This window comes from Roseisalinus antarcticus, from assembly GCF_900172355.1.
In the GTDB taxonomy this organism is placed as follows: Bacteria; Pseudomonadota; Alphaproteobacteria; order Rhodobacterales; family Rhodobacteraceae; genus Oceanicola; species Oceanicola antarcticus_A.
The window spans coordinates 30,322-44,511 of the sequence record NZ_FWFZ01000013.1 but is presented as its reverse complement, the minus strand read 5'-3'; the positions used below and the strand labels follow the sequence as shown (position 1 = coordinate 44,511).

The following is a 14,190-nucleotide window of genomic DNA, read 5'->3' as shown; positions in this document are numbered from 1 at the left end:
GAGCGGGGCAAAAGGGAAGGTGGCCAGCGTGCGTTTGCGTATGATCGACCGGATGATCGACCGCGCCGCACTGCGCCGTTGGCGGCGGTCCGCCCGGGCCGCGGCGACCGAAAAGCTGTCTGTCCTGCGGGGCCGCCGGGCCGAGGCGCAGCGCCTGCGTCAGCACCTCGACGACCTGATCTATGTCGCCGAAGAGAGGCTGGCCCTGCCGATGGTCGGCAACACCTCGTTTCCCCGCCCGCGCGGCACCGACTGGTCGTGGCGGCCGCAGCTGTGGCGCGGCCCCCTGCACGACAAGGGCATGTCCTCGGTCGAAAGCCACCAGATGTTCGGCGACGAGGTCACGATCTTCCATGATTGCAGCATCAGCGAACTGACGGTCCGCCAGCTGCGCAACCTGCGCGAGGCCGACCTTGCGGCCTACGGGTTCCGGCTGGACGTGTTCCGGTTCGACGGGTCGTTCCTCTCCGTGGTGCTCGACCTGCCGCCCGAGGCTGCGCAGGGGGTCAAGCGCCGCCACCTGATCCGGCTCGATACGCTGATCGAGACGGAATCCCCGCTGGAGATCTTCGCCCGGCTCAACATCCAGCACGGCCCCAACACCGAGCAGATCGTCTGCGAACTGCCCCTGGGCGGGTCCGAGGTGATGGTGGAATTCGACCTCGCCTATACCAAGCTGAACGAGAAGCGGGCGGAGAAGATCTGGATCGACCTGATCTTCGAAGGGCCCGAGATGAACCAGATCACGATCCGCGACCTGGCCTTTGCCCGCTACCCCCGCGCCGAAATCTGACCGGAGAGACCGATGCCCGACGCGACATTGACCAAGACCCGCCTTGTTGACGGCATATGGCAGGGGCTGCTGTCCGGCCCCGACGCGCCGCCCGAGGTCGTCGCCACGCATCTTCAGACGCCGCTGGAGGGGGTCGAGGTCACGCCCGCCGAGGGCGGCCACCTGGTGCGGGTGCCGATCCCGGCCGAGATCATCGCCGACGGCCTTCAGACCGTGCTGTTGAGCGATGGCGCGAGCGGGGCGCGGCTCGGCAGTTTCTCGATCCTGGCGGGGGATGCGCTGGCCGAGGACATCCGCGCCGAGATCGACCTGCTGCGGGCGGAGCTCGACATGCTCAAACGCGCGTTCCGCCGCCACTGCACCGAGACCGCCTGACCCGCCGACCGCCGGCGGGCCGGGAGAATGCGTGCCGCGTGACGCCGCGTTGCGGGGTGACGGCGGTCCGCGCTTGGGGCTTTCTGGGCGCAAGGGAGGATGGCCATGACCGCGTATCCACATCTGCTTGCCCCGCTCGACCTCGGGCACGTGACCTTGCTGAACCGGGTGCTCATGGGCTCCATGCACACCGGACTGGAAGAGACCGGGGACTGGGGCCGCGTCGGCGCCTTCTACGCGGAACGCGCCGCGGGGGGCGTCGGGCTGATGGTGACAGGGGGCATGGCGCCCAATCCCGAAGGCGGGGTCTTTGCCGGGGCCGCCGGGCTCTATTCCGCGCGGGACATCGCCAATCATCGCAGCGTCACGGACCTTGTGCATGGGGCCGGAGGGCGGATCGCGATGCAGATCCTGCACGCCGGACGCTATGCCTATTCGCCCGATTGCGTGGCGCCGTCGGCGCTCAAGTCGCCGATCTCGCCGTTCGCCCCGCGCGAGCTGGACGCGGCCGGCATCGAAAAGCAGATCGCCGACATCGCCACCGCCGCGGCCCGCGCCCGCGAGGCAGGCTATGACGGGGTCGAGATCATGGGGTCCGAGGGCTATTTCCTGAACCAGTTCCTGGTCACTCGGACGAACAAGCGCACCGACCGATGGGGCGGGGATTATGCCAACCGCATGCGCCTGCCCGTCGAGGTCGTGGCCCGCGTGCGCGAGGCGGTCGGCCCGGATTTCATCCTGATCTACCGGCTGTCGATGATCGACCTGGTTCCCGAGGGCTCGTCCTGGGACGAGGTGGTGCAGCTGGCGAAAGCGATCCAAGCGGCGGGGGCGTCGATCCTGAATACCGGCATCGGCTGGCACGAGGCGCGCATTCCCACCATCGCGACCAGCGTGCCGCGCCGCGCCTTCACCTGGGTCACGGCCAAGCTGATGGGCGAGGTCGGGGTGCCGATCGTCACCTCGAACCGCATCAACACGCCGGAGGTGGCCGAGGCGGTCCTGGCGGAGGGCTGCGCCGACATGGTCTCCATGGCGCGGCCGTTCCTGGCCGACAGCCAGTTCGTCGCCAAGGCCGCGGCCGGGAGATCCCGCCAGATCGCGCCCTGCATCGCCTGCAATCAGGCCTGTCTCGATCATACCTTCTCGGGGCGGATCAGCTCTTGCCTGGTCAATCCGCGGGCTTGCCACGAGACCGAGATCCTGCCTGCGCCCGCGACCTCGCCCAAAACGGTCGCCGTGGTCGGCGCGGGGCCGGCGGGGCTTGCCGCGGCGATCACCGCGGCCGAGCGGGGCCACGCGGTGACGCTGTTCGAGCAGGACGACCAGATCGGCGGCCAGATGACCCTGGCCCGCGAGATCCCCGGCAAGGAAGAGTTCCACGGCCTTGTCGACTGGTTCGCCGCGCGGGCCGAGGCGACCGGGGTCACCCTGCGGCTGGGGACGCGCGCCGAGGCGGCGGCACTGGCCGGGTTCGACGAGGTGATCGTCGCCGCCGGCGTGACCCCGCGCGATCCGGCCATTCCGGGGCAGAACGGCGGGAATGTGCTTGGCTACGCGGATGTCCTGCGGGGCGCCCCGGTGGGCGACCGGGTCGCCATCGTCGGCGCGGGCGGAATCGGCTTCGACGTCGCCGAGTTCCTCGTGACGGATGAAAGCCCGACCGAAGACCTGGAGGCCTGGCTTGCCGAATGGGGCGTGGCCGACCCGGCCGAAGCCCGCGCCGGGCTGCGCCCAGAGGGCCCCAACCCCGAGACGCCCCGGCGGGCGGTTACCCTGCTTCAGCGCAAGTCCGGGAAACCCGGCCGCAGCCTGGGCAAGACCACCGGCTGGATCCATCGGGCCACGCTGCGGATGAAGGGAGTCGAGATGATCGGCGGCGTCAATTACGAACGGATCGACGGCGCGGGGCTGCATGTCTCGTTCGGCGAGACACGGGAGCGGCCGACGCTTATCGCGGCGGACACAATCGTTCTGTGCGCGGGGCAGGTGCCGGAGCGCGGGCTGGCCGATGCGTTGCTGCGCCTGGGCGTTCGGGCCCATGTGATCGGCGGCGCGGACGTGGCCGCCGAGCTGGATGCCAAGCGGGCGATCGATCAGGCGGTGCGGCTGGCGGTGACCCTGTAGCGCCGGAATAGCTTCGGACTGGCTGTGAGATTCGTTTCGAATCTCCGAACAGATCGGCAAGTTTCCGCTTTATTGTCTGCCCAGCGACGAATTGCTGCCCGATTTGGCCCTCAAACACGTGTCTGCCGAACAAGACTAGTGCAAGGGACCGCAAATGGATCGCCTGACGGAAATGGAAGCCTTCGCGACGGTCGTGGACCAGGGCGGGTTCACGGATGCTGCCAAGAAGATGGGGATTTCCAAATCGGCCGTCTCCAAACATGTCTCGTCGCTGGAGGCGCGGCTGGGGGCGCGCCTGTTGAACAGGACGACGCGCCGGGTGAGCCCCACGGAAATCGGCCTTGCGTATTACGACCGGGCGCGGCGGGTCCTCAACGATGCCGGCGAGGCGGACGCCCTTGTGACCTCCATGCAATCGGCGCCGTCGGGACTGTTGCGGATTTCCGTGGCCACGGATTTTGGGGTCAATCACCTGTCGCCGGTGCTGGGCGAGTTCCTGCAGGAATTCCCCGACATCACCGTGAACATGGTGCTGAACAACCGCTACGTGGAGCTGATCTCGGAAGGGTTCGACATGGCCGTGCGGATCGGAGAGCTGGAAGACAGCACCCTGCGCGCCCGCAAGCTGACGGAGACGACGAAGCGGATGATCGCCTCGCCGTCCTATTTCCAGCAATACGGGCGGCCGCAGAAGATCGACGACCTGAACGAGCACAAGCTGCTGCATTATTCCAACCAGTCGAACGGTGCGGTGTGGAAGCTGACCGCGCCCTCGGGCGAGAAGCGGCAGGTGCGCACGGCGGGCTGGCTGACGGTCAATGACGGGCAGTCGCTGCTCAATGCCTGCATCTCGGGGCTGGGGATCGCCTATCTGCCGTCGTTCCTTTACGCTGAAGCCAAGGACAAGGGGCTGGTCGAGGAGGCCATCCCCGATCTGCCGGTCGAGAGCCAGGGCATCTACGCGGTCTATCCGCCCGGCCGCTTTACCCAGCCCAAGGTGCGCGCCTTCATCGACTTTCTCGTGCATACCTTTGCCGAGAAGGGTCCCGAGACCTGGTAATTCCCGCCGTGGCCATGTGCCCAACTGGCGCGGCCCTGTGCAAGGGCCGCGCCCTTTTCGCATTTGCGTGACCGACCTGGCGGAGTCGCGCCTGCGGCGCGACGCAGATGCGCCGTGCCACGTCCCCGGGGGGACGCGGCCCGGCCGTTGGCGCCCGGGATCGGCGGTCGGGCCTAGTCTGTCGAGGTCAGGATCACTTCGACTCGGCGATTCGCCTCGCGGCCGATGTCGGTCAGGTTGGAGGCGGTCGGGGCGAGATAGCCCATGCCTTCCGCGGCGAGCTGCGCGGGGTTCACGCCATAGGCGCTGACCAGCCGATCGAGCACGGAGCGGGCGCGGCGGCGGGAGAGTGCGATATTGCCCTCCAGCGAGCCGGTGGCGTCGGTATGGCCGACAAGCGCGACCCGACGGTCAGGCGCGGCGACGAGGTAGTCCGCCAGCGCCCTGAGGGATGCGAATTCGCCGGGACCGAGGTTGGACGACCCCGTCTCGAAAGCGAGATCCGACAGGATCACGCGGCCCCGCGCGTCGAGCGTGGTGGCGAAATCACCGATTGGCCCGTCGGGCGCGACCGGGCTGCGGGTGGAGACGGCGAGGGCGCCATCGACGGCCGGTGGTCCGATGCGGGTGATCTGGACGAAGCCCGCGCGGCTGCTGCGGCTGACGAGGATCGACAGGACCTCTTCGTCCTTGCGGGCGGATAGGTAGCGGTAATCGCCGAGGCTGACATACATGTCGGGGGCGGGCAGGATCTCCAGCGCGTAGCGGAAGTCGAACCCGCCGCAGGTGCGGGCGACGCATTCAAGCAGTGTCTCGAAGCCCGCGTCGCGCAATTGTTGCGCCAGCGGTGCCAGGATCTGCAGCGTTGTCAGCCCGGCCGTATCGATCCGCCAGGCCTGCAGCGTGACCTCGCCCCGCGGACGCAGCATCGCCGCCGCCTCGCCTGAAGCGGGGCCGGTCGCGATCGCCGTGCTGTCGAGCGCCCGGGTCTCTTCCATCGCCATCGTCGCTGTCGCGGGGAAATCCAGCGTGAGCGCGGGCAGCGCGATGGGGGCGCAGGCGAAGATGAGGGAGAGGGGCCGGAGCATCGCTTGGGTCGGGGCCTCGGGTCTTGGCGTGGGTGGTCAGGCGTCTTGCAGGATGCGGTAGTGATAGCCGGTGCTCCGCTGCCCGCCCAGAGAGGCGTAGAGCGAATTTGCCGGGGTGTTGGCCGTAGTCACCAGAATGGCGAGCGTCCCGGCCCCCTGCTCGTGGGCCCAGGCGACGGCGGCCTGCACCATGGCGCGTCCCAGGCCCTTCCGCCGGAACGGATCGGCCGTCTCGAGGGCATGGAGCATCGCCACCTCGCCGGCGGTGGCCACGAAGGCGGTGGCCGCGGGCTTTCCGTCGATCCGACCCAGGAGGCTCGTGCGCGGGCCCGACACACGGCCCATGATATCCAGCCGCGAAGGGCCGATGCCGCCGGCGCGCCAGATCGCCTCTTGCGCCGGGAGGGGCGGCCAGCGCTCCTCTACCTCACTCACCTCCGCGGTCGGCGCAGCGGGCAGCATGTAGGCAGTGACCGGATCCTTGATCGCATAGCCGCGGCCGGCGAGCTGCGCGTCAAGCGCCGTCTCGCCCGCGCGGACCATGAAGAGCGGCGTCTGATCCCGCGCCCGCATGGCGGCCTCGGCCCGTGGCAGCGCCTCTGTTGCTGCTGGCCTCCGGGCGCTGGCCGCGCTGACACGGCTGCCGCCGCCGGCGCCGGTGCGGATCGTCCAGGGGCCGACCGTGTCGACCCTTGCCGCGGGCCAGGTCGCGTCGATCAGGGCGGTGAGCAGCCCCGGGGTCATCAAAGGTCGAAGAGGTCCGCGAGCCGCCCCGCCGCAGCGTCGAGCCGCGCGGGATCGCTACCCCGGATGACGATGTTCGCCCCGTGCACCCCGTCCTGCTGAAACGGATAGGAGCCGAAGCCGAGGTCGGGATAGGTCTCGGCCAGCGCCCGCAGGGGGGCGGCGATCACGCCTTCGCCGCGCTCGATCCGCAGGGTCCGCGACAAAACGGGAGCGCCGCCGATGAGGGTGGGCAGCAGGCTTTCGACCATCGCCTCGAAGATCGCGGGCACCCCGGCCATGACATGGACGTTTTCGAGCGTGAAGCCCGGCGCGGCGCTGACCGGGTTGTCGATCAGCGTGGCCCCGTCCGGAATCCGGGCCATGCGCAGCCGCGCTTCGTTCATTTGCCGGCCCGTCGTGTCGTAATGGGCCTGAAGGATGGCGCGGGCATCCTCGCGCACGCCGATCGCCACGCCGAAGGCCTCGGCGATGCAATCGGCGGTCAGGTCGTCATGGGTCGGGCCGATGCCGCCGCTGGTAAAAACGTTGTCATAGCTGGCGCGAAGCGCGTTCACCGCCGCCACGATGGCCTCGGGCGCGTCCGAGACGATCCGCGCCTCGCGCAGGTCGATCCCGACCTCGGCGAGCTTGCCGGCAAGGTGGTGCATGTTCGCGTCACGGGTGCACCCCGAGAGAATCTCGTCCCCGATGACGAGCATCGCGGCTGTTGGGTTCGGCATCGCTTTTCTCCTGTCTTGGATGGCGATATAGAAGAGCGCCATGCGCTTTGCCACACCCCTCGTTTCCGGTCGGCTGATACGCCGCTACATGCGGTTTCTCGCGGATGTGGCGCTTGACGGCGGGGAGGTGGTCAAAGTGCATTGCCCCAACCCCGGCGCGATGACGGGGCTGAAGGAGCCCGGCCTGCGTGTCTGGCTGGAGCGCAACGACGATCCGAAGAAGAAGCTCGACTGGGGGTGGCGCCTGGCGGAGCTTGGCGGTGGCCATTGGGCGGGGATCGACACCGCCGTGCCGAACCGCGTGGTGGCCGAGGCGCTGGCGGCGCGCACCATCCCCGAGCTTGGCCCCTACGCCAGCCACAGGGCCGAGGTCAGATACGGCACCCGCAGCCGGGTGGATTTCCTGCTGGAGGGTCCGGGGCGGACCTATCTCGAGGTCAAGAACGTCCACCTGCGGCGCACGGATGACTGGGCGGAGTTTCCCGACAGTGTGACCGCCCGGGGGACGAAGCACCTGCAGGAGCTGAGCGCCATGGTGGCCGAGGGGCACCGCGCGGTCATGTTCTATCTCGTGCAGCGCACCGATTGCGCCCGGTTCCGGCTTGCGTCGGACATCGAACCTGCCTATGCGACGGCCTTCGACGCGGCGCGGGCGGCCGGGGTCGAGATGCTGTGCTATGGCACGCGGATCGACCGGGACGGCGTGCAGCTGTCGGGACCGCTGCCCGTTGACCCCCTGCCGCAATCCCGGGGGCTGGAAGGCGGGCGCATAAGTCCCTAACTTGGGCGTATCGGGAAAGGACACGGCTTGGACGACACGCGCGGCAGACTGACAAAAGACGGCATCCGCATCTACGAGAGGGCGGATTTCGGGGGCATGCATTGTGCCGGCAAGCTTGCGGCCGAGATCCTGGACCGGATCGCGCCGCACGTGGTTCCGGGGCAATCGACCGGCGAGCTGGACAGGCTGATCACCGAATGGGTCGAGCAGGCGGGCGCGAAATCGGCCACGATCGGCTACAAGGGCTATCAGCACGCCAGCTGCATCAGCGTGAACCATGTCGTCTGCCACGGCATTCCGGGGCCGAAGGTCCTGAAGGACGGCGACATTCTGAACATCGACGTGACGGTGATCGTGGACGGCTGGTTCGGCGACACATCGCGGATGTTCGTGGCCGGCAAGTTGCCGCGCAAGTCCGAGCGGCTTATCCAGGTGACCCATGACGCGCTGATGCTGGGGATCGAGGCCGCGCGGCCGGGCAACACCTTCGGCGACATCGGGCACGCCATCCAGTCCTACGTGGAAAAGCAACGGATGTCCGTGGTCCGGGATTTCTGCGGCCACGGGCTGGGCCGGGTGTTTCACGCCCCGCCCAACGTCCTGCACTACGGCCGCGAGGGCACCGGCCCGAGGCTCGAAGAGGGGATGTTCTTCACCATCGAGCCGATGGTGAACCTCGGCCGCCCCGAGACCAAGGTGCTTGGCGACGACTGGACCGCGGTGACCCGCGACAAGTCGCTCTCGGCCCAGTTCGAGCATTCGGTGGGGATCGGCGCGGACGGGCCCGAAATCTTTACCCTCTCTCCGGCCGGGCTGTTCCACCCCACATGGTCCTGATCCGCCTTGTCGTCATCCTCGCCCTCTGGGCGGGCAGCGCGGCGGCCGATGCGCGGGCGCTGGAGGCGGCCTGGCGTGGCTGGGTCGCCCAAGCCGGCGTCACCGGATCGACCATCGCGATCACGCGCGACGGCCAGCTGGTGCGCAGCCTCGGGATCGGCGAAGACCCCGAGGCCCGCGCCCCGCTGGCGTCGCTCTCCAAGAGCATCACCGGCGCCTGCATCCTGGCGCTGGAGCGTCAGGGGCTGCTGTCGACCTCGCAGACGGTCGGACAGCTCTTTTCGGGCACCGGCATGGCGATGACCCAGGGAGCCTCGCGGATCACGGTGGCGGAGCTTCTGACCCATTCCTCGGGCCTGATGCGCGACAGCACCCAGGGCCGGCCATCGCCCTGGCGGGCCCGCGGCGGGGACCGCACGCTGGAGGTCGCGCAGACGGCCATGTCGCGCAACCCCGGGCCCAAGCAGTTCGTCTACAACAACGAGAACTACGCGGTTCTGGGCGCCGTGATACAGGTGGTCGCGGGCGAGAACCCGGCGCTTGTCTGCCCGCGCCTGGTGCTGGCGCCGCTGGGGCTGGATGCCGCGGTGTCGCGCGAATTCGGGGGTGGGGTGTCCTGGGGCGGCAACGAGATGTCGGCCCCGGATTTCGCCCGCTTCGCCGCGTCGCTTGCGCCGCGCCGGGACTGGCCGCGCCTGCCCATGGGCGGCGGGGTCAGCTACGGCCCCGGCGTGATGCTGAAGGAAGGGGGCGGGCGGACGACCCTGTGGCACTTCGGATCCTGGTGCTTTCTGTTCGGACAAAGCGCCGGCGCCTACTTCTTTCAACTCGCGGACAGCTGGGGCGTGACGGTCACCTACAACCGGTGCCTGTCGCAGAGCCAGACCCAGGCGCTCGATGTGGCGCTGGCCTCTGCCATACGCTAGCGCGGGCGCTTTCGGCGGCACCGTCAGGTCAGGCGAGCCGCTCCAGGAAGGTCAGGTGGGTGTCGCCATAGCGGCGGCGGTCCGTGACGCGAAGGCCGTCGGGCGCCTCTTGCGGGCTGCTTTCCTCCCAGACAATCGTCGCGCCGGGCGCGATCCAGCCACCGCCAAGGCAGCTTGTCAGGGCCCGCGCGCCGAGCCCCTGCCCGTAGGGCGGGTCGAGGAATACCAGATCGCACGCCTGTCCCGGACCAAGCCGTATGGCGTCCTGCGCAAGGACGGTCGCGTCCGCCTCGCGCCGGGCCTTGGCGAGGTTCTGGGCGATCAGCCGTTTGCCGACCCGCCCGTTCTCGACGAATGTCGCATGCGCCGCGCCGCGCGACAGCGCCTCGAGCCCGAGCGCCCCGGTCCCGGCAAAGAGGTCGAGCACGCGGGCGCCCTCCGGCAGGCCCGCCCCGGCGAGGATGTTGAACAGGCTTTCCCGCACCCGGTCGGGCGTCGGGCGCAGATGCGCCCCGGCATCGCCGCGCCCCAGCCCGGCCAGGGCCAGGCCCCGGTGTCGGCCGCCGACGATCCTCACCCTTTCAACAGGGCCTTCATGTTGGTGTCCGGGTCGGTGATGACCTCGGGGGCGGGGGATTTGCCCATTTCGATCAGACGCTTGCCGATCATGTAGCTGCGTGGGTCGTTCATGGCGTCCACCGCAAGCAACTGGTCCCCGAGGTAATACCAATGCGACACGCCGGCCCCCTCGCCGCGCCGGGTATGGACCGCGTCATAGCCCATGTTGAGCCCGCCGATCTGAAGCTTGCAATCGTATTGATCCGACCAGAACCAGGGCTTGGCCTCGTAGTCCACCTTCCCGCCCATCATGTTCTGCGCCACGGTCTCGGCCATGTCGATGGCGTTGCCCACGCTCTCCAGCCGGATGCGGTGGCCCTTGTAGGGAAAGCTCGCGCAATCGCCGGCGGCCCAGATATGCGGGTCGGACGTGCGACCGTGGGCATCGGTGGCAATGCCGTTGTCCATGGCGAGCCCGGCACTTTCGGCGAGGATGCCGGCCGGCGCGATGCCGACGCCGACGATCACGAAATCGACCTCGACGCTGGCGCCGTCGGTCAGGACCGCGCCGGTCACCCGCTCGGTGCCGGTCAGGTGGTCAAGGCCGACGCCCTCGCGGATATCGACGCCGTGATCGCGGTGCAGGGCGCGGAAGAAATCCGACGTCGCCTCGGCCGCCACACGCTGCAGGATGCGGGGGGCCATCTCGACGAGGGTGACGGACAGCCCCTTCTTGGCGGCGACCGCGGCCGCCTCAAGCCCGATATAGCCGCCACCGATCACCAGAAGCCGGGCGCCTTCGGCAAACTCGGGCGCCATGGTGTCGGCGTCGGCAAGGTCGCGCATGCAATAGACGCCATCCAACGCGCCGCCGATGCTGGCGGGCAGGGTGCGCGGATGGGCCCCGGTTGTCAGCGCCAGCGCGTCATAGCCCAGCGTCTCGCCTGCCTCGAGCTCCAGCGTCCGGGCCGCGCGGTCGATGCCGGTCACTCGGGTCCCGGTGCGCAGGGCGACTCGGTTGTCCTCGTACCAGTTGGCAGGGCGCAGGTAGAGACGGGATTCCTCCATCTCTCCAAGCAGATAGGCCTTCGAGAGGGGCGGGCGCTGATAGGGCGGCACGGGTTCGGCACCGATCAGGGTGATCTCGCCGTCGAAGCCCTCGGACCTGAGCTTCGCCACGAGAGAGGCCCCGGCCTGCCCGGCCCCGACCACAACGAAATGCGCCATATTCAGATCTCCCACTGGCGAGCTTGAAAGCCAAGCCTATATGCCCGTTCAGTAAAGGGAAATCCAGACAAAGGGGATGCCGATGACGATTGCGGTTGGGGATACGCTGCCCGAGGCGACGATGCTGCGGATGGGGAGCTCGGGGCCCGAGGGGGTCGCGCTTTCAGAGCGCCTCAAGGGGCGCAAGGTCGCGCTTTTCGGGCTTCCCGGGGCCTATACCGGGACCTGCACGACCGCCCACGTGCCCAGCTTCATCCGCTCGATGGACGCGCTGAAGGCCAAGGGCGTGGACGAGGTGATCTGCACCGCCGTCAACGACCCCTTCGTCATGAAGGCCTGGGGCGAGAGCACCGGGGCGACGGCCGCGGGGATCACCATGCTGGCCGACGCGTCGGGCGATTTCGCCAAGGCGATCGGTATGGATTTCACGGCGCCGCCCGCCGGGTTCTACGGCCGGTCGCTGCGCTACGCGATGTTCGTCGAGGACGGAGTGGTGAAGGTCTTCAACCCCGAGGAAGGGGCCGGCGTCTGCGAACGCTCGGCGGGCGAGACGCTGGTCGAGGCGATCTGAGCACCACGCCGACGCGCCGGATATGCGAGTGGCCCCGCATAACCGGGAGCGTCAGCCCGCGCTGTCCTGCTGCATCAGCAGCGTGCGCGTCGGGAACGGGATCGGGACCCCTGCGGCATCCAGCGCCTCCTTGACCTTGCGGGTCATGTCGGTCTGAAAGCCGTAGGCATCGGCCGCGGCACACCAGATCCGAGCCAGGAAATCGACCGAGCTGTCGCCGAGGTTGTTGACCTGGATGAAGGGCTCCGGCTCCGCATGGGCGCGGGGGTCGTTCATGATCGTCTCGCGTATCACCGCCTCGGCCTGCGCCAGATTGGCCCCGTAGCCTACGCCGAACGACCATTCGACGCGCCGTGTGTCATAGGCCGAGTAGTTCAGGATCGTGCTGCCCCAGACCTGCGAATTGGGGACGATGTGCTGGACATTCTGAAGGTCGGCAAGCTCGGTATAGTTCATTGAAATGTCCTTGACCGTGCCCATGACGCCGTTGACGACGACGAAATCGCCGATCTTGATCGGCCGGAAGAAGATCAGCATCACCCCGGCGGCAAGGTTCGACAGCGTGCCCTGAAGCGCCAGGCCGATGGCGAGGCCCGCCGCACCGAACAGGGCCACCACGCTCGTCGTGCGCACCCCGAAGGTGTTGAGCACGAAAAGCAGGGTGAAGGCGAAGATCCCGTACCAGGCGAGATCGCCAAGAAAGCCGAACAGGGCCTTGTCCGTGACCCTGTTGCGCTCGGCGATCCTGTCGATCCGGCGGCGGACCGTGCGGGCGATGAACAGGCCCAGCACCAGGATCGCGGCCGCGGCCAGCACATTGCCCAGAAGGCCGGCCAGGAATTCCAGAGTGAAGATGTCGGCGAGCGTGGTGCCCTGCCAGATTTCGGTATTCAGAAGTTTCTGCATTTATCCTGCTGCGAGTTGGTCCATCTTGGCCGCGAGTTCTGCATCAAGTGCGCTTAGACCGCCAGTGTCATGGGTCGTCAGCCGGACATCGACCGTCTTGTAGACGTTCGACCATTCGGGGTGATGGTTGAGCTTTTCGGCCCAGATCGCCGCCCGGGCCATGAAGCCGAAGGCCTCGACGAAATTGGCGAAGACGAAGGACTTGGTCATCGCCTCGCCACCGTCCTCGACGGTCCAGCCGGATTGGGTGGCCTCGGTCTTCTGGGTGTCGCTGATCGGGTCGGTCATTGCTGTTCCTCCACGTTTGCGCGTTTGAATGGGCCGTAGCCCGTGAGGATCTCGATCTCTTCCCCGACGGCGGCGCGTTCCGCCTCCAGGTAGCGGGCGACGGCGTCGCGAAAGCCCGGATCGCCGATCCAGTGAAGCGAGTGGGTGGTGACGGGCAGATAGCCCCGGGCGAGCTTGTGTTCGCCCTGCGCCCCGGCCTCGACGGTCTTCAGGCCATGGGCGATGGCCCAGTCGATGGCCTGATAATAGCACAGTTCGAAATGCAGGCAGGGATGATGTTCGGTGCAGCCCCAGTAGCGCCCGAACAGCCGCTCGCGCCCTATGAAATTGAGCGCACCGGCCACCGGGCGGCCGTCCTGCAGGGCCAGGCACAGCAAGATGTCGTCGCGCATCGTCTGTTGCGCGATGTCGAAGAACTGGCGGGTCAGGTAGGGCTGCCCCCATTTCCGGGCCCCGGTGTCCTGGTAGAAACGCCAGAAGTAGTCCCAGTGCCAGGGCTCGATCGCGTCGCCGGTCAACGAGACGATCTCTCCGCCGAAGCCCTGGGCGGTGGCGCGTTCCTTGCGGATGTTCTTGCGCTTGCGGCTGGAGAGGTCGGCGAGAAATCCGTCGAAATCGGCGTAGTCGCGGTTTTCCCAGTGATATTGTTGCATTACCCGGTGCAGCAGGCCCATTTCCGCCCCGGCCAGGGCCTCGGCCTCGGTGCAGAACGTGGCGTGAACGGTCGCGATCTGGTTCTCGGCCGCGATTTGCACGGCGCCCTGCACCAGCGCGGCCATGCCCTCGGCGTCGTAGCCCGGCCGCGTCAGAAAGCGGCGGCCGGTGGCGGGCGTGAAGGGCGCGGCAATCTGCAGCTTGGGGTAATAGCGCCCGCCCGCATTCTCGTAGGCATGGGCCCAGTTGTGGTCGAAGATGTACTCGCCCTGGCTGTGGCTCTTGGCATAGAGCGGCGCCGCGGCCATCATCTCTCCGTCCATACGGGCGGTCAGATAGCGGGGCTGCCAGCCGGTGCCGGGCCCGACGGAACCGCTGTCCTCTAGCGCCTTCAGAAAGCGATGGGTGGTGAACGGGTCATTGGGGGCGCCACCGGCGGCCGCCTCGGGGGAGGCGCAGGCATCCCAGTCCTCCGCGACGACGTCGGAGAACGACGGGTGCGCTGTGATCTCTATTTCTGAACCGTCCATGAA

At 68.2% G+C, this 14,190-nt stretch carries 16 protein-coding genes; 8 read left to right on the top strand and 8 right to left on the bottom strand.

Annotated features, from left to right (window positions below; all coding sequences use genetic code 11):
• Positions 1 to 40 precede the first annotated feature (40 nt).
• The 4 genes from ROA7023_RS13050 (at position 41) to ROA7023_RS13035 (ending at position 4,355) form a co-directional block, all read left to right on the top strand.
• A complete protein-coding gene (locus tag ROA7023_RS13050; RefSeq protein ID WP_085879482.1) occupies positions 41 to 793 on the top strand; it encodes a DUF6478 family protein in 753 nt (250 codons plus the stop codon).
• A gap of 12 nt (positions 794 to 805) precedes the next feature.
• Complete coding sequence (locus tag ROA7023_RS13045) at positions 806 to 1,168, top strand: hypothetical protein (protein ID WP_085879481.1); 363 nt, start codon at positions 806 to 808, stop codon at positions 1,166 to 1,168.
• A 105-nt stretch (positions 1,169 to 1,273) separates the two neighbouring features.
• Entirely contained in the window at positions 1,274 to 3,295 is a 2,022-nt protein-coding gene (locus tag ROA7023_RS13040; protein WP_085879480.1) for an NADPH-dependent 2,4-dienoyl-CoA reductase, read from the top strand.
• Between the two features lie 154 nt (positions 3,296 to 3,449).
• Positions 3,450 to 4,355, top strand: a complete 906-nt coding sequence (locus ROA7023_RS13035; RefSeq protein WP_085879479.1) for a LysR family transcriptional regulator — start codon at positions 3,450 to 3,452, stop codon at positions 4,353 to 4,355.
• A 173-nt stretch (positions 4,356 to 4,528) separates the two neighbouring features.
• Here ROA7023_RS13035 and ROA7023_RS13030 read toward each other — a convergent pair whose 3' ends face one another.
• From ROA7023_RS13030 to ROA7023_RS13020, 3 genes are read right to left on the bottom strand one after another with little or no spacing between them, the layout of a single operon-like run.
• Positions 4,529 to 5,443, bottom strand: coding sequence for an OmpA family protein (locus tag ROA7023_RS13030; protein WP_085879478.1), 915 nt, complete (start codon positions 5,441 to 5,443; stop codon positions 4,529 to 4,531).
• 36 nt (positions 5,444 to 5,479) lie between these two features.
• A complete protein-coding gene (locus ROA7023_RS13025) occupies positions 5,480 to 6,187 on the bottom strand; it encodes a GNAT family N-acetyltransferase (protein ID WP_085879477.1) in 708 nt (235 codons plus the stop codon).
• Entirely contained in the window at positions 6,187 to 6,909 is a 723-nt protein-coding gene (locus ROA7023_RS13020) for a competence/damage-inducible protein A (RefSeq protein WP_085879539.1), read from the bottom strand. The genes ROA7023_RS13025 and ROA7023_RS13020 overlap by 1 nt, the downstream gene beginning before the upstream one ends.
• 40 nt (positions 6,910 to 6,949) lie before the next feature.
• Between ROA7023_RS13020 and sfsA the strand changes: the two genes are divergently transcribed.
• Genes sfsA through ROA7023_RS13005 form a run of 3 tightly spaced genes read left to right on the top strand, consistent with a single transcriptional unit; the run spans position 6,950 to position 9,453 of the window.
• A complete protein-coding gene (gene sfsA / locus ROA7023_RS13015) occupies positions 6,950 to 7,690 on the top strand; it encodes a DNA/RNA nuclease SfsA (RefSeq protein ID WP_085879476.1) in 741 nt (246 codons plus the stop codon).
• A 27-nt stretch (positions 7,691 to 7,717) separates the two neighbouring features.
• Positions 7,718 to 8,527, top strand: a complete 810-nt coding sequence (gene map / locus ROA7023_RS13010; protein WP_085879475.1) for a type I methionyl aminopeptidase — start codon at positions 7,718 to 7,720, stop codon at positions 8,525 to 8,527.
• Positions 8,518 to 9,453, top strand: coding sequence for a serine hydrolase domain-containing protein (locus ROA7023_RS13005; protein ID WP_085879474.1), 936 nt, complete (start codon positions 8,518 to 8,520; stop codon positions 9,451 to 9,453). The genes map and ROA7023_RS13005 overlap by 10 nt, the downstream gene beginning before the upstream one ends.
• A 28-nt stretch (positions 9,454 to 9,481) precedes the next feature.
• On the opposite strand, the gene rsmD is transcribed toward ROA7023_RS13005, so the two are convergent.
• Together rsmD and ROA7023_RS12995 are read right to left on the bottom strand one after the other, a co-directional pair.
• Positions 9,482 to 10,030: a 16S rRNA (guanine(966)-N(2))-methyltransferase RsmD gene (gene rsmD / locus ROA7023_RS13000; RefSeq protein ID WP_085879473.1), complete on the bottom strand. Its 549-nt coding sequence runs from the start codon at positions 10,028 to 10,030 to the stop codon at positions 9,482 to 9,484.
• Complete coding sequence (locus tag ROA7023_RS12995; RefSeq protein WP_085879472.1) at positions 10,027 to 11,238, bottom strand: NAD(P)/FAD-dependent oxidoreductase; 1,212 nt, start codon at positions 11,236 to 11,238, stop codon at positions 10,027 to 10,029. The genes rsmD and ROA7023_RS12995 overlap by 4 nt, the downstream gene beginning before the upstream one ends.
• Positions 11,239 to 11,320: 82 nt before the next feature.
• Between ROA7023_RS12995 and ROA7023_RS12990 the strand changes: the two genes are divergently transcribed.
• Complete coding sequence (locus ROA7023_RS12990) at positions 11,321 to 11,809, top strand: peroxiredoxin (protein WP_085879538.1); 489 nt, start codon at positions 11,321 to 11,323, stop codon at positions 11,807 to 11,809.
• Between the two features lie 51 nt (positions 11,810 to 11,860).
• On the opposite strand, the gene ROA7023_RS12985 is transcribed toward ROA7023_RS12990, so the two are convergent.
• From ROA7023_RS12985 to ROA7023_RS12975, 3 genes are read right to left on the bottom strand one after another with little or no spacing between them, the layout of a single operon-like run.
• Complete coding sequence (locus ROA7023_RS12985) at positions 11,861 to 12,715, bottom strand: mechanosensitive ion channel family protein (RefSeq protein ID WP_085879471.1); 855 nt, start codon at positions 12,713 to 12,715, stop codon at positions 11,861 to 11,863.
• Positions 12,716 to 13,003, bottom strand: coding sequence for a 4a-hydroxytetrahydrobiopterin dehydratase (locus ROA7023_RS12980; protein WP_085879470.1), 288 nt, complete (start codon positions 13,001 to 13,003; stop codon positions 12,716 to 12,718).
• Positions 13,000 to 14,187: a GNAT family N-acetyltransferase gene (locus ROA7023_RS12975; RefSeq protein WP_085879469.1), complete on the bottom strand. Its 1,188-nt coding sequence runs from the start codon at positions 14,185 to 14,187 to the stop codon at positions 13,000 to 13,002. The genes ROA7023_RS12980 and ROA7023_RS12975 overlap by 4 nt, the downstream gene beginning before the upstream one ends.
• Between the last annotated feature and the right edge of the window lie 3 nt (positions 14,188 to 14,190).